This is a genomic window from Kitasatospora sp. NPDC088783 (genome assembly GCF_044750705.1).
In the GTDB taxonomy this organism is placed as follows: domain Bacteria; phylum Actinomycetota; class Actinomycetes; order Streptomycetales; family Streptomycetaceae; genus Kitasatospora; species Kitasatospora fiedleri.
Genome location: NZ_JBIVKJ010000002.1, coordinates 135,716 through 158,325, shown reverse-complemented (window position 1 = coordinate 158,325; position 22,610 = coordinate 135,716). Strand labels below are relative to the sequence as shown.

Below are 22,610 nucleotides of genomic sequence, written 5' to 3'. Positions count from 1 at the left end.
GTCCGGCCGGGGCGCCCCGGCCGGACGGCCCGACCGGCGGTGCGCTCGACCCGGCGGCGCACAGATAGCGGACGCTTGAGCGCTTGCGGCGCGAGTTATGGGCGCCTTATCCGATTTTTCATCACGACTTTTCATCGATGCTGCCCGAATTTTGGACAACCACTTCCACCGGGCGTCCCCGTTCATTAGCGTCTCCCCACACTCGTCCGGACCCCACCCACCGGTTCGGACGGGTACCGCGGAGCCCCGCGCCCCGTCGACGTCGCCGAGGTCGGACTCCCGCGCCGGACACCCTTCCTGCGCGCGACCAATTCCGGTGCGGCCCACGGCAGTTGTGTCGTAGGGTCGGACTTGCCGCGGAAAGGACCTGGCGCCTCGTGACTGCTGAGACTTCCCAAACCCTGGACAGGGGTGTCCGGGTACTGAAACTGCTCGCCGACTCCGAGCGCGGGCTGACGGTGACCGAGCTGGCCGCCCGGCTGGCCGTCAACCGGACGGTGGTCTACCGCCTGCTCGCCACCCTGGAACAGCACGGACTGGTCCGCCGGGACATCGGCGGCCGGGCCCGGGTCGGCCTCGGCGTGCTCCGGCTCGCCCACCGGGTCCACCCGCTGCTGCGCGAGGCCGCGCTGCCCGCGCTGCGCTCGCTCGCCGAGGACCTGGGCGCCACCGCCCACCTCACCCTGGTCGACGGCAACGAGGCGCTGGCCGTCGCCGTGGTCGAACCGACCTGGACGGACTTCCACGTCGCCTACCGCACCGGCCTGCGCCACCCGCTCTCCGAGAGCGCGGCCGGCCGGGCCATCCTGGAGGCCCGCAGCTTCCCCGGCCAGCGCCGCCCCGAGCAGGGCTGCGTGATCACCCGGGCCGAGGAGCAGTCCGGGGCCAGCGGGGCCGCCGCCGCGCTGATCGGCCTCAGCGGCATCGAGGGCAGCGTCGGCGTGGTGATGCTCAACGGCCTCGTCCCGGAGCGGGTCGGCCCGCGGGTGATCGAGGCCGCCACCGAGGTCGCCGACGCACTGCGCTGAACCCGCCGGTCCCGGTCCCGGCTCCGATCCGCGTGACCGGCCCCAATCCGCGCGGCCGTCCGTACCGGGCCGCGCGGTGTGTTTGGATGCGGGGTGTGCCTTCCCAGAACCTGCCCCCGGCCCTGACCGCCCCGCGCACCCGCGCGCTCGCGCTCTGCGCGCTGCCGGTGCTCGCGCTGCTCGCGGTGGCCGCGTTCGTACCGCTGCCCTACACCCTGGAGTCGCCCGGCGACACCGCCGACACCCTGGGCGCGTACAACGGGGACAACCCGGTGATCCGGATCAGCGGGACGCCGCAGCGCCCGACCACCGGGCAGCTGCGGGTGGTCACCGTCGAGGCCACCAACCCGGGCCAGCGCAACACCCTCTGGGACTCGCTGACCGCCTGGGTGGACCCGAAGCAGGCCGTGGTGCCCACCGAGGAGGTCTACCCGGAGAGCGACAGCGGCGAGGCCGACGAGGCGACCCAGCAGCAGATGACGCAGTCGCAGGACAGCGCCACCCTGGCCGCGCTCAACTACCTGCACCTGTCGCCGGACCAGGTGAAGGTCGACATCGACCTGGGCCGGATCGGCGGCCCGAGCGGCGGCCAGATGCTGGCACTGGGCATCGTCGACAAGATCGCCGGCGACGGCAGGGGCGGCGACCTGACCGGCGGACGGGACGTGGCCGGCACCGGCACGGTCGACCCGGACGGGCGGGTCGGCCAGGTCGGCGGCATCCCGCTCAAGACCCGGGCGGCGCGCGCGGCCGGGGCCACGGTGTTCCTGCTGCCGCGCAGCGAGTGCGCGCAGGGCAAGGTCAACACCCCCGACGGCCTCCAGCTGGTGCCGGTGGACACCCTCGCCGACTCGATCGCCGCGCTCCAGGCACTGAACAACGGCACCGCCGTCCCGCACTGCTGACGGGACGTCGCGCCAGCAGGGCGTCACGGCGCGGGCGCGGCCCCGGTCAGGACCCGTTCCCGGCCGCCTGCTCCACCAGCGGCAGGATCCGGAACGGCACCGGGTTCTCCAGCGCGATCGCGGTGGACGCCCGGACGATCCCGTCGAACCCCACCACCCGGTCGATCACCCGCTGCAGGTCCGCGTTCGACCGGGCCACGATCCGCACCAGCATGTCCCCGTGGCCGGTGATGGTGTGCAGCTCCAGCACCTCCGGCACCGCCGCCAGGTGCGCCCGGACGTCCGCGCCCTGCCCCTGCGAGATCTCCAGGGTGGCGAACGCCGTCACCGGGTAGCCGAGCGCCGCCGGGTCCACCTGCGGGCCGAAGCCGCCGATCACCCCGCGCGCCTGCAACCGGTCCAGCCGGGCCTGCACCGTGCCGCGCGCCACCTGCAGGCGGCGCGAGCACTCCAGCACGCCGATCCGCGGCTCCTCGGCGAGCAGCCGGATCAGCTTTCCGTCCAGCGCGTCGATGGCGTCGGGCTGCGGGGGCACGGGGCGGCTCCAGGGGCGGGGCGGACGGTGCGGGCGGTCGGGCGTCGAGCGACATGGTGCGGCCGGTCCGGTCCGGGGACCGGTCAGTTGCCCACGACGAAGGTCTGCACGTTGGGCTCGGTCCCGTTCCAGGACACCATGAGGGTGGAGACCCGGTCGTCCTGGGAGAAGTTGACCTGGAGCCACTGGTCGCCGTGCCAGACCTGCATCGACCAGCCGGCCTCCGGCACCGCCGACACCAGCCGGGCCTCGGTGGGCCGCACGTCGAGCGCCACCCGGCCGCCCAGCATCGGGTAGCTGTGCACCGTGCTCGGCGGGCTGGCGCTCTTCCGGGCCGTCGCGGTCGCGGTCGCGGACGCCGTCGACCGGGCCGGCGCGGTCGCCCCCGGCGCCCGGTCCGGGTCCGGACTCGGGCTCGGCGCCGCCGCGGACGGCGGCGGAGCGCTGCTGGGGGCGGGCGGAGGGGGCGTCCCCGCCGGGGTCGAGGAGGCCACCGAGGGCAGCTGGACCGCCACCGGCTGCTCGAACACCGTGTCGACGAGCACCGCGTGCACGCCGAGCCAGGACAACGCCACCGCTGCTCCGGTGGCCGCCGTCCAGGCGCCCAGTTGAACCAGTCCGCTCCGCATCGCGGGCCCATCCTGCCGTACGAAGGTCACGGGCAGGTCAGTGGGCCGGACAATTCGCAGAAACCTTGTGGAAAAAGCGCGGCCGGCTTCAGAGAAGCTCAAGCCGGGCCCCGGACCGGGCCGCTCACGGGCCCCCCGAGGTACAGACCAGTAGGCTGCCATGCCGTACCGTGCAGCCCCATGGCAACAGTGCTTGTGGTCGAGGACGACCCCTTTGTGCGTTCCGCCCTGATCCGCCATCTGGCCGACACCGGCCACGCCGTGCGCTCCGTCGGCACCGCGCTGGAAGCCCTGCGCGAGGTCGCCCAGGTCGGCTGCGACCTGGTGGTCCTCGATCTGGGCCTGCCCGACCTGGACGGCAGCGAGGCGCTCAAGATGATCCGCGGACTGACCAACGTCCCGGTGATCATCTCCACCGCGCGGGACGACGAGGCGGAGATCGTCCGGCTGCTGAACGACGGCGCCGACGACTACCTGGTGAAACCCTTCTCCGGGGAACACCTGACCGCCCGGATGGCCGCCGTCCTGCGCAGACTGGGCGGCGGCGCCCTGACGGCCCCCCAGATCCTCCGGGTCGGCGGCCTCGCCATCGACCCGCAGCGCCGCGAGGCCCTGCTCGACGGACAGCGGCTCGACCTCACCCGCCGCGAGTTCGACCTGCTGGCCTTCCTCGCCGCCCGCCCCGGCGTGGTCGTCCCGCGCAAGGAGATCCTGGCCGAGGTGTGGCGGCAGACCTACGGCGGCGACCAGACCATCGACGTCCACCTGTCCTGGCTGCGCCGCAAGCTCGGCGAGACCGCCTCCAGCCCGCGCTACCTGCACACCGTCCGCGGCGTCGGCGTCCGGCTGGAGGCCCCCGCCGTGCCGGTCGGGGGCGCGACGTGAAACGCGTCCTCCGCTCGCTGCGCTGGGCGATGGTCAAGGCGGCCATCGCCGGGACCGTCATGGTCGCGCTCGCCTTCCTCATCCCGCTCGGCCTGATGGTCCAGCAGACCGCCCGCGACCGGGCGTTCACCGCCGCCGAGCGGCAGGCCGCCGCCCTCGGCCCGGCGCTGGCCATCACCACCGACCAGGAGGCCATCGCCAAGGCCATGGCCTCCACCGACTCCGGCGCCCGGGAGCGGCTCGCCGTCCACCTGCCCGGCGGCGCGACGGTCGGCAGCGCCCGGACCGACAACGACCAGCTGCCCAGCGCCGACAGCCAGGGCTGGACCCGCACCGTCCGGGCCGGCACCGTCCGGGTCGAGGGCGGCTACGCGCTGCTCCAGCCGGTCGCCGTCGACGACGGCCGGGTCGCCATGGTCGAGGTGTTCGTCCCGGACTCCGATCTGTCGCGCGGCGTCGGCACCGCCTGGCTGGTGCTCTCCGGCGTCGCGCTCGCCCTGGTCGCGGTCTCCGTCGCGGTCGCCGACCGGATGGGCACCCGGATCATCCGCTCCGCCCGCCGACTGGCCACCGCCGCCCGCTCGCTGGGCTCCGGCAACCTCACCGTCCGGATCCCGGTGGAGGGGCGCGAGGCGGCCGGCGCGCCCGAGGAACTCCGCGAGGCCGCCTACGCGTTCAACGCCATGGCCGACCGGGTGGTCCACCTGCTCGCCGCCGAACGGGAACTCGCCGCCGACCTGTCGCACCGGCTGCGCACCCCGCTCACCGTGCTCCGGCTCAACGCCGCCGCGCTCGGCGGGGGCGACGCCGCCGACGCCACCCGGCACGCCGTCTCCCAGCTCGAACGGGAGGTCGACCAGATCATCCGCTCCGCCCGCCGCGACCCGGTGGACGCCCCGCCCGTCGTGCTCGGCTGCGACGCCGTCGAGGTGGTCCGGGACCGGGTCGCGTTCTGGTCCGCGCTCGCCGAGGACGAGGGACGCCCCTGGCAGCTGGCCGGCGACGAGGCGCCCGCGCCCGTCCTGGTGCAGCGCGGCGACCTGGCCGCCGCCGTCGACGCGCTGCTCGGCAACGTCTTCCGGCACACCGCCGTCGGCACCCCCTTCGCCGTCGACGTGGTCACCGCCGAGGACGCGGTCACCCTCCTGGTCGGCGACGGCGGGCCCGGCTTCACCGACCCCGACACCGCGATCCGCCGCGGCGCCGGGCACGGCGGCGAGGGCTCCACCGGCCTCGGCCTGGACATCGTCCGCAAGCTCGCCGAGGGCACCGGCGGCGACGTCGTCCTCGGCCGCTCCGCCGTCCTCGGCGGCGCCGAGATCGCGGTGCGGCTCAACACCCGCACCACGGTCGAACTGCCCAGGCAGCAGCGCCGCCGCACCGGCCGGCTGATCCGCAAGGACTGAGGCACTCCGCGAGGACTGCGACCCTCCGCGAGGGCCGGGGGCCGGGACCACCGGTGCCGGCACGGGAGCCGTCACCGCGGGGGCGACGGCTCGGCGTCGCTCCCCTCCCTTAAGCACGTCCTAAGCGTCGGCCAACGCTTCCTCATGACGCCCCGGCCCGGACGAGGGCGCCCGACGCCCCGCCCGACGCCTGCCACCGCCGGGGTGCGCGGCCCCGGATCCGCGCGTTCCCGTCGGCCGACCGCGACCGGTGGCGGCCGACGGCCGTTCGGGTAGTGTCGGCTGCTGGCCCAGCTGAGGTCGACGGCGGACGGAGCAAGACAGTGAGCACGGTGCAAGCGGAACGCGGCACGCCCCCCGGCAGCCCCGACCGGCCGCCCGTCCCGGCCTGGCAGCGCGCCCTGACCGCCCCCGGCCGACAGCTCACCGCCGCCGTCGAGGCCCTGCGCGCCGCCCCCCGGCGCCCGCTGCTGCTGGCCGGCGCGGTCGCCCTGGTCTCGCTGCTCGCCTACGCCACGGTGCGGCACTTCGTCGGCACCTCGATGGTCGACATGGTGGTCTACCGGGCCGAGGGCGCCGCCGTCGCCGACGGCCACGACCTGTACGCGCTGCGGGTCACCGAGTGGAGCCTGCCCGCCACCTACCCGCCGTTCGCCGCGATGCTGTTCGTGCCGACCACCTGGTTCGGCCTGCCGTTCCTGCGCGTCGCCGTCACCGCCGGGAACGTGCTGCTGCTCGCCGCCCTCGCCCACCTGTCCTTCAAACTGGTCGGCTGGCCGCGCCGCGACCTGCGGCCGATCGGCATCCTGCTGGTCACCGGACTGGGTGTCTGGCTGGAACCGGTCTTCACCACCCTGCGCTACGGCCAGATCAACCTCGCGCTGGCCTGCCTGATCCTCTGGGACCTCACCCGCCCCGACCGGGTCCGCAGCAAGGGCGTCGCCATCGGCATCGCCGCCGGGATCAAGCTCACCCCCGGCCTGTTCGCCGTCTACCTGCTGATCACCGGCCGGGTCCGGGCCGCGTTCGTGGCCGGCGCCACCTTCGTCGGCACCTTCCTGATCGGCGCGCTCTTCCTCCCCGACGCCACCCGCGGCTTCTGGACGACGTACCTGTTCGACTCCAGCCGGGTCGGCAAGACCGTCATCGTCGACAACCAGTCGCTGCGCGGTCTGGTCGCCCGGCTGACGCACCTCGAAACCCCGGGCGCCGCCGCCACCCTGCTCGGCGTGCTGGTCGCCGCCGCCGGCCTCGCCGTCGCCGTCTGGACGCACCGCAGCGCCCACTGGTCGCCGCGCGCCGACGCCTGGAGCGTGTGCACCGCCCTGGTCACCGCCGTGCTGGTCTCCCCGATCAGCTGGACCCACCACTGGGTGTGGTGCGTCCCCGTGCTCGTGCTGCTCGCCGCCGAGGCCGCGCACGAGCGCTCCCGTCCCGCCGCCGTCCGGCACCGGCGCTGGCGGGTCATCTTCGGCCTGACGCTGCTCGGCTTCCTCTCCTTCGCGATGTGGATCGTCCCGCACAAGGGCGACCTGGACCTGCACCTGACGCCGCTCAAGCAGTTCCCGGCGGGCGTCTACCCGCTGATGGGCCTCTGCTTCCTGGCCGTCGCCGCCCTGCGGGTCCGCTCCCGGCGACGCGCGGCCGGCGCCCCGCTGGTGCGCGTCCCCGCCCCGCGCACCGGCGTGGACGGGCTCGGCAGCGCCGGTGCGCAGAAGGCCCCCGCGGCCCGCTGAACCCCGGCGCCGACCGCCCGTCCCGGCGTCTCGGCCCGCCCCGGCATCTCGGCCCGCCCCGGCGTCTCGGCCCGCCCCGGACGCCCCGAGGGCGGGCGCTCCGGCGGACGGCCGGGCGGACGGGTCGGGCCCGCCGCGGGTCCGTGGGCCGGTCGTGCGTGCGCCGCCGCCAGCGCCCGGGGCCGGCCCGCACGCCCCCTCACGCCAGCAGCTCCGCCAGCGAACCGTCCAGGTCCATCGCCTCCAGCTCCGCCCCCGGCGGCACCAGCCGGTGCGCCCGCTCCAGCCAGGCCGCCACCGTCGGCAGCGGCGCCTCCAGCAGCGCGTCGCCGGCCGGCGAGCTGAGCGCCATGCACAGCAGGCTGCGCCGCCCCGACCGAATCGGCCAGATCCGCACGTCGCCCTGACCGCACGGCCGGAACGTCCCCTCCACCAGCAGCTCCCGGGCGAACACCCAGGTCACCGGCGTCCCGCTGTCCAGGTGGAACGTCACGTACACCGCGAACGGGTCGTGGCTCCCGTACGACAACCGCGCCGCCACCGGGACACTGCGCTCCGGCGACAGCACCAGGCTCAGCTCCAGCTCCTGCTCCACCACTCCGGTCGACTGTCCGGCCATCGCCCTCACCTCTCCGCCACCCGGGGCCGCCGTTCGGCCCCGCACCAGCCGAGAGCGGGGCCGCCGCGGACTCTTACACGGGTTCCGAGACTTTCCGGCGAACTTTTTTCCCGCCGAACCTCCAGAACCTTTTCCGCCCCGCCCCGGTTGTTCCGGACGGGAACACCGGCACCCGGGACCGCGCCGACCACCGCCCGCCACCACCCCGGGCCGCCCCCCACCACCACCGGGGGCACCTGCGGTACCACGTGTCCCCGCTCGTTTCACGAGTTCCGGTGAACCAGGGGGACGAGGTCGCTCCAGGTACTACCCTTTGTGACTGCCCGGCGACTCTCCGCCCGCGGCTCCCCCCACGCACGTCCGCAGACCCGCACGCCGCGGTGCCGGTACGAAGGAAGACGCGACGCAATGACGGACCGGCCCTCCACCGCAGGCTCGACCCTCGGCGCGACCCTGGCCGGGGAGGTCGGAGCGCCCGGCTACTACCCCGACCCCTCGGTCCCCGGGTTCCTCCGCTACTGGGCCGGCCACGCCTGGGTCCCCGGCACCAGCCGCCCCGCCCCCGCCCCCGGCGAACCGCTCGACCCGCCGCGCTTCGTCGCCCGCTACCTCACCGCGCCCCCCTACAACCCCCCGCCCGGCCTCGTCCCCGCCGCACCCACCGGCCCGCTGGTCGAGACCGGACCGATCTACTTCGACGAGACCACCGCCCAGGCCGTCTTCGCCGTGCCGGTCCACCCGGAGCCGATCCACCCGGAGCCGACCGGGCCGGTGCCGACCGGGCCCGGCGGCGAACCTGGCGCGGGCTCCGGCACCGGCTCCGGCTCCGGCGCGGGGGAGTACGCGGCGACCGCCGGGCCGGGGGAGCTGGAGGTCCGCCCCCGGAACGCGGTGGAGCCGCTGCGCCCGGTCGAGGCGGCCCCGTGGGCGGTCGCCGGGAGCGGGCTGCAACCGGTCACCGCCGAGTCCTGGGCCACCGCCGCCGCGCTGAACCTCGGCGCGGGTGCCGGTGCGGGACCGGGCGCCCCGGCCGGTGCCGTCGTCGCGCCGCAGGGCGGGCGGGAGGTGCGCGGGGTGCGCGGGGTGGAGCCCGCCGTCCGGCCGCTGGAACTGCCCGTGCCCGCGCCCATGGCGGAGGAGCCGGAACCGCGGGCCGCGCAGCCGCTCGGCGGTACGCCCTGGCACGGGGCCGGTGGTGACGGCGGCGACGGTTCGGTGGGCCTGTCCGCCGGGCCCGGGGCGCTGTTCGAACCGGTGCCGACGCCAGAGCAGTTGACGGAAGCGCTGTCGGAGCCGGAGCCGGAGCCGTCCTCGGCTGACCCCGCTTCGGGCTGGCGGGCCGATCCGCAGGCGCAGCGCGGACTGATGGAGACCGGCGGGGCGCCGCGCTGGGTGTCCTGGGGCGTCGAGCAGGAATCCGCATCCGAGCCCGTACCCGAGCCTGCGCCCACGCCTCAGCCCGCGCTGGAGCCCGAGCCCGAGCCCGTACGGACTCCGGCCGCGGCCAAGGCCCAGCCGCCCGGGCGGGAGCCGCGGACGGCGCACGTCACCAGCGAGCGGGTCCGTCCGCCGCGTCGGGCCGCGGAGCCCGCGGCACCCCGGACCGGGGCGTCCGCCCGCCGTCCCGCTCCGGCCGCCGGGGTCGGGAAGCGGCGGCCGGCGGCCCCGGCGCCCGTACCGGCGGGGGTGGGGGCGCGGGCGTTCGGCTGGCTGGTGGACGGCGCGGTCACGGCGGTGGTCGGCGCGGCCGTCGCGGTGCCGCTGGCCGGGACGGTGCGCGCGCACGTTCAGCAGAAGATCGACCAGGCGGAGCTGGCCGCGCGCATGACGGGACGTCAGCACCAGGTGTGGCTGCTGGACGGGACGGTGCTGGGCCGGGTGGGCGTGCTGCTCGGGGTGCTGCTGGTGTTCGGGCTGCTCTACCAGGTGCTGCCGATCGCCCGGACCGGGCAGACCTTCGGCAAGCGGCTGGCCCGGGTCCGGGTGGTCGCCGCGGGCGGGGCCGGTGCGCCGGGGTTCGGCCGCTCGCTGGTCCGCTGGCTGGTGCGCGGCCTGGGCACCGCCGTCCTGCTCGGCCCCGCCGCCGCGCTGCTGGACCGCACCGCCCGACGCGGCTGGCACGACCGGGCGGCCCGGACCCGGGTGGTGCGGGTGGAACGCGGCTGACCCGCCGTCAGCCGCCCGTGGTCCGCCACCTGTCCGAACGGAACACTGCGAAACGGGCGGAAACGGATCAAATATCCCAACATCGTAGTATTCGCGGTGGTCTACTCGTGCCATGAGCACCAGCGACCCCTCCGGAACCGAGCCGGAGGAGGGCGGACGGCCTTCCTTCGACAAGCAGCCCCCGTCCTCGGGCAGCCCGTACGACAGCCCGCCCGGCTACGGCGGCCAGTACGGTGCGCCGGCCGGCTCGGGCTCCCCCTACGACCGCGACCGGCCCCCCGGCTACGGCCCCCCGCCCGGTGCTCCCGGCAGCCCGGGCGGACCCGGCGGCCCCGGTGACCCCTACGGCGGGCCCGGCCCCGGCCCCGGTCCGGGGCCCGTTCCCGGCATGCCCGCGCTCGGCGGCTGGGGCGCGCGCATCCTGGCCCGGCTGGTCGACTACGTCATGGTGCAGGTCATCGCGGTGGCGGTGCTGCTGCCGTTCCTGCACTTCAACAAGCAGAGCGGCTGGATCGGCTCCTTCTGGTTCAGCTGCGCGCTGTACCTGGTCTACGAGGGCCTGATGCTCAGCCGGGACGGCCAGACCCTCGGCAAGAAGCTGATGAAGGTCCGGGTCGCGATGCTCGCCGACGGCTCCGCCCCCACCTCGGCGGCCGCCTGGACCCGCGCCGCGACCTTCATCGTCCCCGCGCTGATCTGCTGCGGCGGCCTCTGGTGGGCGATCGACGGGCTGTTCGGCGTCTTCGACAAGCCCTACCGCCAGTGCGTCCACGACAAGGCGGCCAAGACCGTGGTGGTCTCGACCGGCTGACGACCGGTCGGGCATCTCCCTGGGCCCCGGGCCTGCGGCAGTCGTTCACCTGCCGCCGGCCCGGGAGTCTTCGCGTGCCCCGCCCTGCTCCGGACGCCTCCGGTGGACCGGAGCGGCGGGGGTTCAGCGGGACTGGTGCGCGTACACCGGCTGCCGGGCGGCGGTGGCCGCGGCGGGCTGTTCGGCGGCCCACGGGGCCCGCCCGGCCGCGAGCGCCCGCGGCGGACGGCGGCGGGCGGCGGGGGAGAGCAGGACGGCCGAGAGCGTCCCGAGCGCGACGGCGAAGCCGATCAGCACCGCGATCCGCCACACCCCCGTCTCCCCGGACACGGCCAGCAGCGCCACCGCGGCGACCACCGCGATCAGCGCGCCGACCCCCAACTGCACGGCACTGAAACGGCTCCCGGACACGAGCCCGGCAGCCCGGGACGCGGTGACGGCACGGGACGGAACGGCGGGGCGCGGCATGGCGGACGACCCTTCGCGCGGAGCGGGGAGAGCGACGGGGAACGGCGGGTGAGCGACGGGCGGGGACCCGGCTCGACGGGAACGGGCGGAGCGGGAACAGCAAGTACAGGCTAACCGCCGGAAGTTGACCTGCCCCGGGGCACGGGGGGCGCACGGACTCACACCCCGGCAGCGCGCCGCCGTACCGGCCGGACGGCTCCCCGGGGCCGCCCGCTAACGTGCGTACGGAAATCACGTGCGGACATCACGTGCGGGCGGGGCGGGCGGCGCCGAGCACCGCGGAACGCGCCGGGAGCCGACCGCCGCCGCCCGCCGCCCGCCGCGCCCGTTCCCGACCCTGCCCCCCGGAGCCCCGCCATGACCGTCCCCGCCGACTGGCCCACCACCGCCGAGGCCGCCCGCGCCGAACAGGAACGCCTGCGCCCCCTGGTCGTCCCCGAAGGACCCGAACCCCCGCGCCGCCCGGGCACGTTGATCGCCGGCGTGGACGTCGCCTACGACGACGAACGCGACGTCGTCGCCGCCGCGGCCGTCCTGCTGGACTACACCACCCTCGACGTCGTCGAGGAGGCCACCGCCGTCGGCCGGGTCGCCTTCCCCTACCTCCCCGGCCTGCTCGCCTTCCGCGAACTCCCCGCCGTCCTCGACGCCCTCTCCCGCCTCACCCGCACCCCCGCCCTCGTCGTCTGCGACGGCTACGGCCTGGCCCACCCCCGCCGCCTCGGCCTCGCCAGCCACCTTGGCGTCCACACCGGCCTCCCCACCCTCGGCATCGCCAAGAACCCCTTCACCTTCACCCACCGGCCCCCCGACGACCACCGCGGCGCCTGGACCCCCCTCCTCGACGGCCCCGAAACCGTCGGCCGCGCCCTGCGCACCCGCCAGGGCGTCAAACCCGTCTTCCTCTCCGTCGGCCACCGCATCGGCCTCGACGAAGCCACCGCCGTCACCCTCGCCCTCACCCCCTCCTACCGCCTCCCCGAAACCACCCGCCGAGCCGACTCCCTCTGCCGCCGGGCCCTCGCCGCGACCTGACCCCACCCGCACCCACCAGGGGGCGTGTTGACGGCCCGTTCCATGTGTTAGACATAGAGGTTGGAGCCAACTTTCTTTCAGGCCCCAGGCGGTCGAGCGGCAGTCGCGCGGGGCAGCAGGTACGGGGGAGGTACGAGACACATGAGCACCAGCGGTAAGGGCTTCGAGGTCGAGGTCGACAGCCTGCGGGCGTTCGCGGCCCAAGTGCGCGGTCTGCTGAGCGAGTACGAGAGCGGGGCCAGCACCTCGGTGGTCTACGGCCCGAGCGGGGTCAGCTCGTCGGCGTTCGGGAGTTTCCCCGAGGCACAGGAGCTGTACCAGCAGTACAACGTCATGCGCACTCAACTGAGCACTCTTCTCAGCGACATCCAGAGCGCCATCGACACCGCGCAGCAGAACGCGGACCACACCGCGGCGAACTACGAGGAGCACGAGCAGGACACCCGCAAGCGCATGACGCTGACGCAGGACGGCTGGACCACGACCTGGAGCCAGTCGGAGCTGGACGCACGGCAGAGGGCCGCGTCCACGCCGCCGACGACGACCACGACGAGCCAGCCGACGACCACGACGAGGCCGCAATGGTGACGGCGCGCAAGAGCAGGGAAGCAGACATGGGGCGAGGTGCTGCACGATGAGGATGCTCGACCAGAGTGGCGGCGTGGTCACCGACTTCTCCACCCACAGCCACGCTGAGTTGATTTCCATGGTCCACTCGATGGACTCCGGTTCGGTCATGGCCGCAGCAGATCCTTGGCGTCGAGCCCACCAGACCCTGACGCAGATCCAGAGCGCGTTGACCACCGCCACCGGCGATGCCACCAGCACGTGGCAGGGCAGCACCAGCGACGCCTTCCAGACGCACATGATCACGCTCGCCGACAGCGTCAGTGCTCTGGCCGCCCATGCGGACCACACGGCCACCGCGCTGCAGTTGATGTCCGAGGCGATCGACCAGGCCAAGAGCGACATGCCGGAGGAGCCCGGGTTCTGGGACAAGGTCGGCGACGGAATCAGCGACGCCGCGAAGGAGTCGGTCGGCGTCACCGACGCGGACACCCAGCAGGGCATCGCCGACACGCGCAAGCAGGAGGCGGTCGGCGTGATGCAGGTGCTGGCAGCCAAGTACAGCGCCACCGCCAGCCGTCTGCAGCCTCCGACGAGAACCGGGATCGAGGACGACAAGTCGCAGGTGACGCCGCCGGACAACGGGGGCGCCGCAGGTCTCGTCGCGGCGATCGCGGGCATCAGCACCGGCCTCGTCCAGCCCACCGGGCGGGTGAGCGGCTCCTCCGGCTCGCAGACCTCGCTCAAGAGCACGTCGAGCAGCCGGACGCCGCAGGCACCGCAGGTCAAGCCCGCGGTGGTCCGTCCGACGGACGCGGGCATCTCCGGTGGAACGGCCAACGCCCTTCCGCAGCCGAAGGGCCCGGGCACGGGCATCGACGGCATCCACGGCGGTACCGGCGGCGTCCGCGGCGGCGGCACCACGACGATCGGCGGCCCCACCGTGTCCGGCGGTGTGCCCGGGACCGGTGGCGGTGGCCTCGGTGGTGGCGGCCTCGGCGGCACCGCCGGCGGGCTGATCGGTGGCGGCGGCGGGACCCTGGCCGGTGGCACCGGTCTCGGTGCCCGCGCCGGGTTCAGCGGCAACAGCGTGTCCAAGGCCGGGACGTTCGGTTCCAACGGCCTGGGCGGCGGGGCTACTGGTCCGGGCGGCTCCGCAGCGGGCGGCGCAGCCGGTGCCGGCGGCCGGGCCGGTGGCACGGGCAGCGGCGGTCTCGGCGGTGGCGCCGGAGCGGGTGGCGCCGGAGCGGGCGGTGCCGGTGGCGGCGCGGGCCTCCGGGGCCGTTCCGGCGGCAGCCTGGCGGGTCGGGCCGGCGGCATGGTCGGCGAGGCGGCGCACGGCGGTGCCGGTGGCCGGGCCTTCTCCGAGGGCGGGTCGGGCATCGGCCGCAGCCGCCTCGGCCAGGGCGCCGGAGCCTCCGGTGCCGGTCACGCCGGTGGCACGGGCCAGGGCGGCGCGGCCGGGCACGGCGCCGGCATGGCCGGTCACGGCCAGTCGAGCAAGCGCGCCAAGAAGGGCACCTCGGAACGCCCGGACTACCTGGTGGAGGACGAGGAGACCTGGGCCTCCGGCGGAAACGCCAATCCGAACGTGGTCGAATGACGTTCGGTCAGTAGAACAGTCGGACATTACCTGGCCGCCCTGCAGACTCAAGGGTCTGTGGGGCGGCCGCTCAACGAGGGGTGACGAGGCTTGACGACCAGCCGAACCGTGCGCGGTCTGGCCGCGCTCGCTGCGGGAGCCCTGCTGTGGGGCGTGAGCGCCGGCCCGGCGGCGGCGGACCAGATCCGCGAGGGTCAGTGGGCCCTGAAGAACTACGGGGCCGACACGCGGGTTTGGCCGATCAGCCAGGGCGAGGGGGTGATCGTGGCAGTCGTCGACTCCGGCGTGGATGCGAGCCACCCCGACCTGGCCGGGCAGGTCCTCCCCGGCTTCGACATCACCGGCGGTAGCGCGGACGGCCGGACCGACACCGACGGTCACGGGACGGCCATGGCCAGCGACATCGCCGCGCACGGCCACGGAAACAACGAAGGCGCCATGGGACTGGCCCCGAAGGCGAAGATCCTTCCGATCCGGGTCTCTCTGCGGGAAAAGACTCAGGCCGATGGCGGCAGCAGCGACGCGGATATCGCCAAGGGCATTCGCTACGCCGTCGACCACAACGCCAAGGTCATCAACATGTCCTTCGCCGGGGCCGGCTTCGCACCGGAGCTCCGCTCGGCGCTCGAGTACGCCGTCCAGAAGGACGTCGTCCTTGTCGGTGGCTCCGGAAACACGCCGGGCATTCCGGTCTCCTACCCGGCGGCTGCGCCGGGAGTGGTGGCGGTTTCGGGAGTGACCGAGCAAGGCGATCTGTGGGCGAAGTCCACCACGGGCCCGCAGATCACATTGGCCGCCCCCGCTGAACACATCATGCACGCGGACCTCAAGCAGGGGTACGCCTCGGGCGACGGTACTTCCGACGCGGCGGCTTTCGTCTCGGCGGTCGCCGCGCTGGTGCGGTCGAAGTACCCGGACCTGTCGGCGGGTCAGGTCATCAACCGGATGATCAAGAGCGCCGTCCAGCCGAAGGGTCAGGGCTCGTTCCCGAACGACAAGTACGGGTACGGCATCGCGTCCCCGTCCGGGGCGTTGGCGGCGAACCCGGCGGTGGACAACGGGCCGAAGGAGAACCCGCTGCTGGGCCGGGCGGAGCCGGACTACAGCGGGTCGGCCGGTAACTCGTCCGCGCCGTCGTCCCCGGCTTCGAAGGCGCCGTCGGCCGGTGCCGGGAATTCGGCGACTCCGCAGGCGAGCGGTGACGCGGGTGACAAGAAGAGCAACACGGGGATGCTGGTCGCGGTCGGTGGCGGTGTGCTCGCCGTGATCGTGATCGTGGTGGTCGTGGTGCTCGTGCGTCGTTCGAAGAACAACGGCGGCAACGGTGGCGGGCCCGGGGGCCCGGGCGGTCCGGGTGCGTCCGGCGGCCCCGGTGGTCCGGGGTACGGGTATCAGCAGCAGCCTGCCGGGTACGGATATCCGCAGGGGCAGCAGGTGGCGGGGTATCCGCAGCAGCAGGCCGGGCAGCCGGGCTATCCGCCGCAGCCGCCGGCCGGGGGGAACCCGTATCAGAGCTGAGTCGGCCCGTCTGACCACTGGGCGGAGAACGTGGCCTTCCTCAGCCCGGCCAGTGGGCATCGCGCCCTGGCCGGGCTGCGGAAGGCCCGTTGACGTCCGGGACCTGTGAAGGAACGGCACTGATCGGCTTAAGAGTCGAGCAGGACGGAATGGCGGCCGGCCGGTAGCGCGGCCGGGAATTACTAGGTCGCTCGGTGGGCCGTACAGCCTTCCGGGTGGCCTTTCAACATTTCAACAAGGGAGCGGGGAATGGGGAGCAGCCGATCCGTGCGCGGTCTGGCCGCGCTCGCTGCGGGGGCCTTGCTGTGGGGTGTGAGTGCTGTCCCGGCGGCGGCGGACCAGGATCGCCAGCAGCAGTGGGTACTGAACAAGTACGGCATGGCCAAGGATGTCTGGTCCGTGAGCCAGGGCGACCAAGTCATCGTCGCGGTCATCGACAGCGGCGTCGACGCCAGTCATCCAGACCTGGCCGGGCAGGTCCTCCCCGGTCTCGACCTCACCGGCAAGGGCGGGGACGGCCGGACCGACAGTGAGGGCCACGGCACGGCGATGGCTTCCGACATCGCTGCGCACGGGCACGGCGACAAAGCCGGCGTCATGGGCATCGCGCCCAAGGCGAAGATCCTTCCGGTCAAGTTCGATTTCAGTGACGATCTTGGTTCGGCCGAGAACGTGGACTTCGGCGCGGGGATCCGGTTCGCCGTCGACCACGGTGCCAAGGTCATCAACATGTCTTTCTACGGCGGGAATCCGAGCGACAGCGGATACCGGGGAGCCATCGAGTACGCCATTCAGAAGGACGTCGTCCTCGTGTCGGCCTCCGGGAACCACGCCGGTGTGCCGATCGACTACCCCGCGGGCTTCCCGGGCGTGGTGGTGGTGTCGGGCGTCGCGGAGGACGGAAGCATCTGGCCGAAGTCGACCACCGGCCCGCAGGTGACCCTGGCGGCTCCGGCCGACGGCATCCACCGGGCCGACCTCAAGCAGGGGTACGCGACGGCTTCCGGTACCTCCGAATCCGCGGCCATCGTGTCGGGGATCGCGGCGCTGGTGCGGTCGAAGTACCCGAACCTGTCGGCTGGGCAGGTCATCAACCGGATCACCAAGGGTGCCTTCAAGCCCGACGGCCAGGGCTCGTTCCCGAACGACAAGTACGGGTACGGCATCGCGTCCCCGTCCGGGGCGTTGGCGGCGAACCCGGCGGTGGACAACGGGCCGAAGGAGAACCCGCTGCTGGGCCGGGCGGAGCCGGACTACAGCGGGTCGGGTGGTAACTCGTCCGCGCCGTCGTCCCCGGCTTCGAAGGCGCCGTCGGCCGGTGCCGGGAATTCGGCGACTCCGCAGGCGAGCGGTGACGCGGGTGACGAGAAGAGCAACACGGGGATGCTGGTCGCGGTCGGTGGCGGTGTGCTCGCCGTGATCGTGATCGTGGTGGTCGTGGTGCTCGTGCGTCGTTCGAAGAACAACGGCGGCAACGGTGGCGGGCCCGGGGGCCCGGGCGGTCCGGGTGCGCCCGGCGGCCCTGGTGGTCCGGGGTACGGGTATCAGCAGCAGACGCCGCAGCAGCAGCCGGCCGGGTACGGATATCCGCCGCAGCAGCAGTCGGGGCAGGCGGTGTACCCGCCGCAGCAGCAGGCCGGGCAGCCGGGGTATCCGCAGCAGCCGCCGGCCGGGGGTAATCCGTACCGGAGTTGAGCGGGTCGGAGCGGAGGAAGAACGGCCCCTCGCGGGGCCACGGGGCAGGTGCCCGGTGGCCCGGCGGGGGGCCGTCGGCGTGGGCGGGGGCGACACGCCCACGGATGGGGGAAGGGGGGCGTGGGGGGTGAGGGCGGGTGGGTAGGGAGAGGGGACTGTGTCGTCGGATGTTCGGAGGTGGTTGCCGTGGTGCGGTGGAAGTGTGCGGTGGCGGGGTTGGTCGTGGCGGTGGCGGGAGTGGTGGGGGCTTCGGGGACGGCGGGGGCCGAGGGGCTGCGGGACGAGCAGCAGCAGGAGGTGTGTGCGCGGTTGTTGGACGGGCTGCTGCCGGGGTTGGTGCCGACGTCCTCGGTCTGCCGGGTCAACGTGGTGGGGCAGGGCTGAGCGGAAGGGGGGCGGCCGGGTGAGGGGTGGGGAGTGTTACGCGTGCGCGCGGGAGGCTGAGTTCGAGCGGTTGCCGCGGTACCAGCGGATCGCGGTGGACGAGCACTGGCGGGTGGCGCACGCGGTGGATTGCGCGCTGCCGGGGTGGTTGGTGCTGCTGCCCCGGCGGCACCTGGAGTCGATGGCGGAGCTGACCGGGGCGGAGGCGGCGTCGCTGGGGGTGTGGCAGGTGCGGCTGGCCCGGGCGCTGGAGGTGGTGACGGGGTGCCGGAAGGCGTACGTGGCGCAGTTCGGGGAGGCGGAGGGGTTCGCGCACGTGCACTTCCACGTGGTGCCGCGGGCGGGGGAACTGCCGGTGGAGTGGCGGGGGCCGCGGGTGTTCGGGCTGCTGGGGGCCGGCGGGCGGGCGGTGCCCGCGGAGCGGATGGACGAACTCGCCGGGCGGCTGGCCGAGGTGCTGGGGGGCTGAGCGGCGGGTTTGGCGGGATCTCGATGGGCGGTGGCATTCCTGCTGCTGGCCGGGTGGTCGTCCGGGCGGCCATCCTGGGGGCATGATCACTCCTGACACCAAGGACTGGACCTGGGTCCTCGAACGTCCTTGCGCCGAATGCGGGTTGGACACTTCGGCGATCCCCTTCGAGGCGGTACCGGGCCTGATCCGGGGCAACGGGCGGTTCTGGGCCGAGCTGCTGGCCGAGGGCGAGGCCGACGGCGAGGGCGGGGACGGGAGGGGGCTGCGGGAGCGGCCGGCGCCGGAGGTGTGGTCGCCGCTCGAGTACGCCTGCCACGTGCGGGACGTGTTCCGGACGATCGAGGGGCGGCTGCGGCTGATGCTGGCCGAGGACGACCCGGTGTTCCCCGACTGGGACCAGGACGCCACCGCCGTCGAGGACCGCTACCGGGAGCAGGACCCGGCCGCGGTGGCCGCCGAGGTCGGGGCGGCGGCCGAGCGGCTGGCGCGCGCCTACGAGGGGGTGCCGGACGCCGGCCGGGAGCGCACCGGCGAGCGCAGCGACGGCGCCCGGTTCACCGTGGCGTCCCTCGGCCGCTACGTCTTCCACGACGTGGACCACCACCGGTACGACGTCACCAGGGGGCAGCAAAAGGATTGACGGTCCGTCAGTCCGGCTGCCGGAGGGCCGGGTCGTCCGGCGCCGGCGTCCACGCGGGCAGGCCGTGCGGTACGGACTCGGCGAGCGTCGTGGTGATCGCGGAGCCGGAGCCCGAGCCGGGGCCGGAGCTGAGTCGGGCGGTGAGCAGGAAGCGGTGCCCGCCGCCGACCCGGCGGGGTTCGAAGGCGAGGTGGAGGAAGGGCGCGGACGGGGTCGAGGCGGCCGCGAGTCGTGCCAACTCGCCTTCCACGGAACGCCATTCGTCGACGGGAACGTACTGCCGTATGACCGAGTGCCAGACCACGGTCAGCGCGCCCGGCGCCGTTTCTAGGCCGCGCAGGAACACGGCCGCGCCGACCGCCTCGACCGGGGCGGGCGTCCGGGCGGCGAGGGCGAGTGCGCCGTTCAGCCGCTGTGCGCGCGGGAGTTGGTCGGCCCACAGGTAGGAGCGCAGGGCCAGGGCGCCGTCGGCGGAGCGCGGGTCGATCGGTGTCGGGTCGCAGCCGCGCCGCTCCGTCACCCGCTGGAGCGGGGCGTCGCGCAGCCAGGCGGGCGGCTCGCCGCGCCAGGCGTCGGCGAGGACGACGGGGGAGTCCGGCGGCCCGTACGAGAAGTCCTCCGAGACGCAGCGGAACTGCTCGGCAAGGAGGTTGAGGCCCGCGCTGGAGCCCAGCTCGTACAGCCGGACGGGGAGCGGGAACGGAGGTGTGGTGGCGGTGGAGGTGGCGGCGTCGGCGAGCTGTTGCTGGGCCCAGGCGAGGCCGGTGAGCAGCAGGTTGGACCGGCCGACCTCGTTGGTCTGCGGCGGGCGGGTGAGCCACTCGCGGACGAACGGCAGGTGGGCGGCGACGGCGGCGCGGAAGGCCGGCCAGGGGGCGTCCGGGTCGGCGGGGTCGAAGTGGCCGCCCGCGTCGGGGTAGTGCGCGGCGAGGTCGGGGGCCCGGCCGGACAGCACCAGGGCGTGGACGGCGCCGAGCAGTCGCAGGGCGATGGCGTTCGGGCCGGGGGCGTCCTCGTGCCCGGCGATCGCCTCCGCGCACGGCCCGCCGGCGGCCAGGTCACCGGCGGCCCGGTGCAGCAGCGCGGCGGACAGCGGGGAGCCCAACTCGGCGCAGGAGTCCGCCTGGTGGCGGAACATGGCCACGGCGTGGTCGAAGGACATCCGGGGTCTCCGTCTGGGTCCGGGGCGCCGCACACGGGGCGCCGCACACGGGGTGTCGGGCACGTGGGTCGGGTGCGAGTGCGGGCGCCGGGCGTGATCGAACGGCCCCATCCTTCGCCGACCCGATCCGCGGGGGGTAGTGCGACTGGCCGTGATGTCGATCACCGGTCCTCCGGGTGCGATCGGGCGCGATCGGCCCGGGCGGGCGCGCCCGGTTCACGGGGGTACGCCACGGGCGGGCGGAACGGTCCGGGGGCGTGCGTGCCGCCCCGCACGCCCTGCCGGCGCCGTCGACGAGGGGGCGCGGAGCCGGGGGCCGGGACGCCGGACGGACTCGATGGCTCAGCTGCTCAGCGGCCCCGCGGGATCACCAGTCGGTGGTGCGCCGGCGGTGGGTCTGGCGGAGCTGGCTGGTGATGCTGGCGGTGTCGCCGCCCATCACGTCCGCGATCTCGGGCGTGGCCAGGCCGACCACGTAGTGCAGGATCGCCAGGTCCTCGTCGCCCTCCACGTCGGGCCGCAGCCCGGCAGTCCCGGCGATCCCGGCGGCTCCGGCCGCCACGGCGGTGCCGTGCTGCTCGGTGACCGTCTCGCGGAGGATCTGCCAGGCCGCGGCGGCCGGGTTGGGGCTCTCCAGGACGGTCGGCCACACCGCGGCGATCGCGTGCAGGGCCAGCCGGACCACCCGGTGGGCGGCGCCGGGCTCCTGGAACCAGACCCGGGCGTAGCTCTGGTAGCGCGGCTCGTGCAGCTCACAGAAGGCGGCGAACTCGACGGACACGTACGGAAGTTCGGCGGACCGATCAGCAGATGCCGAGTCTGCGGCCGGGACATGACGTTCAGTCACATCAGCTGCCTCTCGATCTGGGTCCGGACGGGAGCGTCAGCGCTCACTCTAGGCCCTCGGGCGGGTGCGGTGGGTGACAAGTCTGCTGAGATGCCCGGGGCCGGGTCGGATTCGGGTCGTTGTGTGACGGCCCGTCAGCAGGGGTCGCTCGCCCGGTGCAGTTGCGAGGGCGTCGCACCTGGTCAGAGGTGGTACATCGGCAGTGGCTGCAAGCCAGTTGGTGTGCCACCGTAGGCCCTATGGGTGAACGCGAAATCGGTGACCGGCCTCACCTTCACGGGCGAATCCCGAGTCACGGGCATGACCACCATCACACACCGGACCGGCCGGACCGCCCCGGTCACGAGCCCCACGACCACCATCACCCGCATGGCGGCACCGTCCGGGGCCCGGAAACCCTCCCCACCCACCGGAGCGTGCCCCACGACCACGCGCCCCACGACCACGCCGAGCGCCACCACCCTCACCCGCACGATCGGCGCGATCACGATCACAGTCACAGTCACGACCGCAGCCACCAACACGGCCACGGCCACGCCCGCGCCCGCCTGCGGCACCGCCTGGCCCACCTGCTGCGCCCGCACTCGCACGACGCCGCCGACCGGGTCGACGCGGCGATGGAGTCCTCCGCCGAGGGCCTGCGCACGCTCTGGGTCTCGCTGCTGGTGCTGGGTGCGACGGCCGCCGCGCAGGCGGTGATCGCGGCGCTGTCGGGTTCGGTGGCGCTGCTCGGCGACACCGTGCACAACGTCGCGGACGCGCTGACCGCCGTCCCGCTGGGCGTGGCGTTCCTGCTGGGGCGGCGGGCGGCGAACCGCAGTTACACGTACGGGTACGGGCGGGCCGAGGACCTGGCGGGCGTCGCGGTGGTGCTGGCGGTGGCGGCGTCCTCGCTGGTGGCGGGGTGGACGGCGGTGGAGCGGCTGCTGCACCCGGAGCCGGTCGGGCACCTGTGGGCGGTGGCCGCCGCGGCCCTCGCGGGGTGCGTCGGCAACGAGTGGGTGGCCCGCTACCGGATCGCCACCGGCCGCCGGATCGGTTCGGCGGCGCTGGTCGCGGACGGCCTGCACGCCCGCACCGACGGGCTGACTTCGCTGGCGGTGCTGCTGGGCGCCGGGGGCAGCGCACTGGGCTGGCGGTACGCGGACCCGGTGGTGGGGCTGCTGATCACGGTGGCGATCCTGGGCGTGCTGCGCGGCACGGTGCGCGAGGTGGGCCGACGGCTGATGGACGCCGTCGACCCGGCGCTGCTGGACGCGGCGGAGCGCGAACTCGCGGGCGTGGACGGGGTGCGCGGGGTCGGCGCGGTGCGGATGCGCTGGGTCGGGCACGCGCTGCGCGCCGAGGCGGAGGTGGTGGTCGACGGCGCGCTGACGGTGGTGGCCGGCCACCGGGTGGCGGAGGACGCCGAACGGGCCCTGATCCGGGCCGTCCCCCGGCTGCTGGCCGTGACCGTGCACGTCGACCACGTCCCGGCCGGGGCGCTCTGACCGCGTCCG

Annotated in this window: 23 protein-coding genes; 17 read left to right on the top strand and 6 right to left on the bottom strand. The window is 74.6% G+C overall.

Annotated features, from left to right (window positions below; genetic code table 11):
• The first annotated feature begins 377 nt into the window (after nucleotides 1–377).
• The gene (locus ACIP60_RS05220) at nucleotides 378–1,028 is read left to right on the top strand and encodes an IclR family transcriptional regulator (RefSeq protein WP_014135981.1); all 651 of its coding nucleotides are present in this window, start codon (nucleotides 378–380) and stop codon (nucleotides 1,026–1,028) included.
• A gap of 95 nt (nucleotides 1,029–1,123) precedes the next feature.
• The gene (locus ACIP60_RS05215; protein ID WP_400680222.1) at nucleotides 1,124–1,933 is read left to right on the top strand and encodes a hypothetical protein; all 810 of its coding nucleotides are present in this window, start codon (nucleotides 1,124–1,126) and stop codon (nucleotides 1,931–1,933) included.
• A gap of 46 nt (nucleotides 1,934–1,979) precedes the next feature.
• Here ACIP60_RS05215 and ACIP60_RS05210 read toward each other — a convergent pair whose 3' ends face one another.
• Nucleotides 1,980–2,468, bottom strand: coding sequence for an Lrp/AsnC family transcriptional regulator (locus ACIP60_RS05210; RefSeq protein WP_100838086.1), 489 nt, complete (start codon nucleotides 2,466–2,468; stop codon nucleotides 1,980–1,982).
• 83 nt (nucleotides 2,469–2,551) lie between these two features.
• A complete protein-coding gene (locus tag ACIP60_RS05205; protein WP_100838087.1) occupies nucleotides 2,552–2,773 on the bottom strand; it encodes a hypothetical protein in 222 nt (73 codons plus the stop codon).
• 1 nt (nucleotide 2,774) lies between these two features.
• Between ACIP60_RS05205 and ACIP60_RS05200 the strand changes: the two genes are divergently transcribed.
• The 4 genes from ACIP60_RS05200 (at nucleotide 2,775) to ACIP60_RS05185 (ending at nucleotide 7,124) form a co-directional block, all read left to right on the top strand.
• On the top strand, nucleotides 2,775–3,080 hold the full coding sequence (locus ACIP60_RS05200) for a hypothetical protein (protein WP_400680218.1): 306 nt from the start codon (nucleotides 2,775–2,777) through the stop codon (nucleotides 3,078–3,080).
• A gap of 197 nt (nucleotides 3,081–3,277) precedes the next feature.
• The gene (locus tag ACIP60_RS05195) at nucleotides 3,278–3,982 is read left to right on the top strand and encodes a response regulator transcription factor (protein ID WP_400680216.1); all 705 of its coding nucleotides are present in this window, start codon (nucleotides 3,278–3,280) and stop codon (nucleotides 3,980–3,982) included.
• Between the two features lie 17 nt (nucleotides 3,983–3,999).
• The gene (locus tag ACIP60_RS05190) at nucleotides 4,000–5,388 is read left to right on the top strand and encodes an ATP-binding protein (RefSeq protein ID WP_400681521.1); all 1,389 of its coding nucleotides are present in this window, start codon (nucleotides 4,000–4,002) and stop codon (nucleotides 5,386–5,388) included.
• Nucleotides 5,389–5,711: 323 nt separating this feature from the next.
• On the top strand, nucleotides 5,712–7,124 hold the full coding sequence (locus ACIP60_RS05185) for a glycosyltransferase 87 family protein (protein WP_400680214.1): 1,413 nt from the start codon (nucleotides 5,712–5,714) through the stop codon (nucleotides 7,122–7,124).
• A gap of 199 nt (nucleotides 7,125–7,323) precedes the next feature.
• Here the strand turns inward: ACIP60_RS05185 and ACIP60_RS05180 are convergent, their stop codons facing one another.
• Nucleotides 7,324–7,743 (bottom strand): SsgA family sporulation/cell division regulator, encoded by a 420-nt coding sequence (locus ACIP60_RS05180; RefSeq protein WP_400680212.1) that lies wholly within the window; start codon nucleotides 7,741–7,743, stop codon nucleotides 7,324–7,326.
• A gap of 408 nt (nucleotides 7,744–8,151) precedes the next feature.
• Between ACIP60_RS05180 and ACIP60_RS05175 the strand changes: the two genes are divergently transcribed.
• Both ACIP60_RS05175 and ACIP60_RS05170 read left to right on the top strand, forming a co-directional pair.
• The gene (locus ACIP60_RS05175; RefSeq protein WP_400680209.1) at nucleotides 8,152–9,909 is read left to right on the top strand and encodes an RDD family protein; all 1,758 of its coding nucleotides are present in this window, start codon (nucleotides 8,152–8,154) and stop codon (nucleotides 9,907–9,909) included.
• Nucleotides 9,910–10,021: 112 nt separating this feature from the next.
• Nucleotides 10,022–10,720, top strand: coding sequence for an RDD family protein (locus ACIP60_RS05170; RefSeq protein ID WP_400680206.1), 699 nt, complete (start codon nucleotides 10,022–10,024; stop codon nucleotides 10,718–10,720).
• A gap of 123 nt (nucleotides 10,721–10,843) precedes the next feature.
• Here the strand turns inward: ACIP60_RS05170 and ACIP60_RS05165 are convergent, their stop codons facing one another.
• Nucleotides 10,844–11,107, bottom strand: coding sequence for a hypothetical protein (locus ACIP60_RS05165; protein ID WP_400680204.1), 264 nt, complete (start codon nucleotides 11,105–11,107; stop codon nucleotides 10,844–10,846).
• Nucleotides 11,108–11,545: 438 nt separating this feature from the next.
• Between ACIP60_RS05165 and ACIP60_RS05160 the strand changes: the two genes are divergently transcribed.
• The 8 genes from ACIP60_RS05160 to ACIP60_RS05125 all read left to right on the top strand — a co-directional run bounded on the left by ACIP60_RS05160 (nucleotide 11,546) and on the right by ACIP60_RS05125 (nucleotide 19,102).
• On the top strand, nucleotides 11,546–12,223 hold the full coding sequence (locus ACIP60_RS05160) for an endonuclease V (protein ID WP_282205802.1): 678 nt from the start codon (nucleotides 11,546–11,548) through the stop codon (nucleotides 12,221–12,223).
• A gap of 141 nt (nucleotides 12,224–12,364) precedes the next feature.
• A complete protein-coding gene (locus ACIP60_RS05155; protein WP_400680202.1) occupies nucleotides 12,365–12,811 on the top strand; it encodes a hypothetical protein in 447 nt (148 codons plus the stop codon).
• Nucleotides 12,812–12,857: 46 nt separating this feature from the next.
• Nucleotides 12,858–14,393 (top strand): WXG100 family type VII secretion target, encoded by a 1,536-nt coding sequence (locus ACIP60_RS05150; RefSeq protein ID WP_400680199.1) that lies wholly within the window; start codon nucleotides 12,858–12,860, stop codon nucleotides 14,391–14,393.
• A 90-nt stretch (nucleotides 14,394–14,483) separates the two neighbouring features.
• Nucleotides 14,484–15,911, top strand: a complete 1,428-nt coding sequence (gene mycP / locus ACIP60_RS05145) for a type VII secretion-associated serine protease mycosin (protein ID WP_400680197.1) — start codon at nucleotides 14,484–14,486, stop codon at nucleotides 15,909–15,911.
• A gap of 267 nt (nucleotides 15,912–16,178) precedes the next feature.
• A complete protein-coding gene (locus ACIP60_RS05140) occupies nucleotides 16,179–17,606 on the top strand; it encodes a S8 family serine peptidase (RefSeq protein ID WP_400680194.1) in 1,428 nt (475 codons plus the stop codon).
• A 207-nt stretch (nucleotides 17,607–17,813) separates the two neighbouring features.
• The gene (locus tag ACIP60_RS05135) at nucleotides 17,814–17,990 is read left to right on the top strand and encodes a hypothetical protein (protein WP_400680193.1); all 177 of its coding nucleotides are present in this window, start codon (nucleotides 17,814–17,816) and stop codon (nucleotides 17,988–17,990) included.
• A 70-nt stretch (nucleotides 17,991–18,060) separates the two neighbouring features.
• Complete coding sequence (locus tag ACIP60_RS05130) at nucleotides 18,061–18,459, top strand: HIT family protein (RefSeq protein ID WP_400680191.1); 399 nt, start codon at nucleotides 18,061–18,063, stop codon at nucleotides 18,457–18,459.
• A gap of 82 nt (nucleotides 18,460–18,541) precedes the next feature.
• The gene (locus ACIP60_RS05125) at nucleotides 18,542–19,102 is read left to right on the top strand and encodes a DinB family protein (protein ID WP_400680190.1); all 561 of its coding nucleotides are present in this window, start codon (nucleotides 18,542–18,544) and stop codon (nucleotides 19,100–19,102) included.
• 7 nt (nucleotides 19,103–19,109) lie between these two features.
• Here the strand turns inward: ACIP60_RS05125 and ACIP60_RS05120 are convergent, their stop codons facing one another.
• Both ACIP60_RS05120 and ACIP60_RS05115 read right to left on the bottom strand, forming a co-directional pair.
• Nucleotides 19,110–20,264 carry a DUF2332 domain-containing protein gene (locus tag ACIP60_RS05120; protein ID WP_400680188.1) on the bottom strand — a complete coding sequence of 385 codons (1,155 nt, stop codon included), beginning with the start codon at nucleotides 20,262–20,264 and terminating at the stop codon, nucleotides 19,110–19,112.
• 367 nt (nucleotides 20,265–20,631) lie between these two features.
• Nucleotides 20,632–21,045, bottom strand: coding sequence for a hypothetical protein (locus tag ACIP60_RS05115; RefSeq protein WP_100838103.1), 414 nt, complete (start codon nucleotides 21,043–21,045; stop codon nucleotides 20,632–20,634).
• Nucleotides 21,046–21,350: 305 nt separating this feature from the next.
• Here ACIP60_RS05115 and ACIP60_RS05110 point away from each other — a divergent pair, with 305 nt between their 5' ends.
• A complete protein-coding gene (locus ACIP60_RS05110) occupies nucleotides 21,351–22,601 on the top strand; it encodes a cation diffusion facilitator family transporter (RefSeq protein ID WP_400680187.1) in 1,251 nt (416 codons plus the stop codon).
• Nucleotides 22,602–22,610: the final 9 nt, after the last annotated feature.